The organism is Burkholderia sp. FL-7-2-10-S1-D7, from assembly GCF_001524185.1.
GTDB classification, from domain to species: Bacteria; Pseudomonadota; Gammaproteobacteria; order Burkholderiales; family Burkholderiaceae; genus Burkholderia; species Burkholderia diffusa.
On record NZ_LOWY01000047.1, the window covers coordinates 1 to 1,406 of the forward strand.

Sequence of the window (1,406 nt, forward strand, 5' to 3'; positions counted from 1 at the left end):
TCAGAACGGCAGCTCGACGTCCGGCTTCGCGGCCGTCAGCACGCGGCGGAAATCCGCCTGGATGCGCTCGAGTCCTTCCTGCGTCTCCGATTCGAAACGCATCACGACGACCGGCGTCGTGTTCGACGAACGCGCGAGGCCGAAGCCGTCCGGGTACTCGACGCGCAGGCCGTCGATCGTCACGACTTCGTCGGCGCCGTCGAACTTCGCTTCCTTCTGCAGCTTCTCGATCAGGCGGAAGTTCTCGCCTTCGTCGAGCCAGAGCTGCAGTTCCGGCGTGCTCATCGCGTCCGGCAGCGCGTTCAGCAACGCGCTCGGATCGGCCGTCTTCGCGAGGATCTCGAGCAGGCGCGCGCCCGTGTAGAGACCATCGTCGAAGCCGTACCAGCGATCCTTGAAGAACACGTGGCCGCTCATCTCGCCCGCGAGCGGTGCGCCCGTCTCGCGCAGCTTCGCCTTGACCAGCGAGTGGCCCGTCTTCCACATCAGCGGCTCGCCGCCCTTCGCCTTCACCCACTGCGCGAGATGGCGCGTGCACTTCACGTCGTAGATGATCTGCGCGCCCGGGTTGCGCGACAGCACTTCTTCCGCGAACAGCATCAGCTGGCGGTCCGGGAAGATGATCTGGCCGTCCTTCGTGACGACGCCCAGGCGGTCGCCGTCGCCGTCGAACGCGAAGCCGAGCTCGGCGTCGGTGTCTTTCAGCGCCTGGATCACGTCCTGCAGGTTTTCCGGGTGCGCGGGATCGGGATGGTGGTTCGGGAACGTGCCGTCGATGTCGGTGAAACGCTCGACGAGCGTGCAGCCGAGCGCCTTGAACAGGCGCGTCGCGAGCGGACCCGCGACGCCGTTGCCGGCGTCGACGACGAGCTTCAGCGGGCGCGCGAGCTTCACGTCGCCGACGATGCGCTCGATGTACTGGTCGGCGACGTCGAATGCCTCGTACGAGCCGCTGCCCGTCTCATAGCGCTCGTCGACGATGCGACGGTACAGCGCCTGGATCTGCTCGCCGTAGATCGCCGCGCCGCGCAGCACCATCTTGAAGCCGTTGTAGTCGGGCGGGTTGTGGCTGCCCGTGACGACGATGCACGAATCGACGCGACGCTCGCCGCCCTTCAGCGCCAGCGGCACGCTCGCCGCGAAATAGCCGACCGGCGTGGGCACCATGCCGACGTCGACGACGTCGACGCCCGCCGCACGCAGGCCATCGGCGAGTGCGCCGACGAGCTCGGGCCCCGACAGGCGGCCGTCGCGCGCGACGACGACCGCGTCGCCGCCCTGTGCGCGCACTTCGCTGCCGAAGGCCCGGCCGATCGCGCGCGCCGTATCGGCGTCGAGCGTCTTGCCGACCACACCGCGAATGTCATATGCCTTGAAGATGGATTGGGAGATCATCGATTCTCTCT

At 67.6% G+C, this 1,406-nt stretch carries 1 protein-coding gene; it reads right to left on the reverse strand.

All coding sequences use genetic code 11. From position 1 onward, the window contains the following. On the reverse strand, positions 1-1,395 hold the full coding sequence (locus WS75_RS16845) for a phosphomannomutase/phosphoglucomutase (RefSeq protein WP_082729639.1): 1,395 nt from the start codon (positions 1,393-1,395) through the stop codon (positions 1-3). Positions 1,396-1,406 lie beyond the last annotated feature (11 nt).

What these genes read in the sequence shown, in the direction of transcription:
- WS75_RS16845 (WP_082729639.1), bottom strand. Translation starts at nt 1,395, where the DNA reads ATGATCTCCCAATCCATCTTCAAGGCATATGACATTCGCGGTGTGGTC.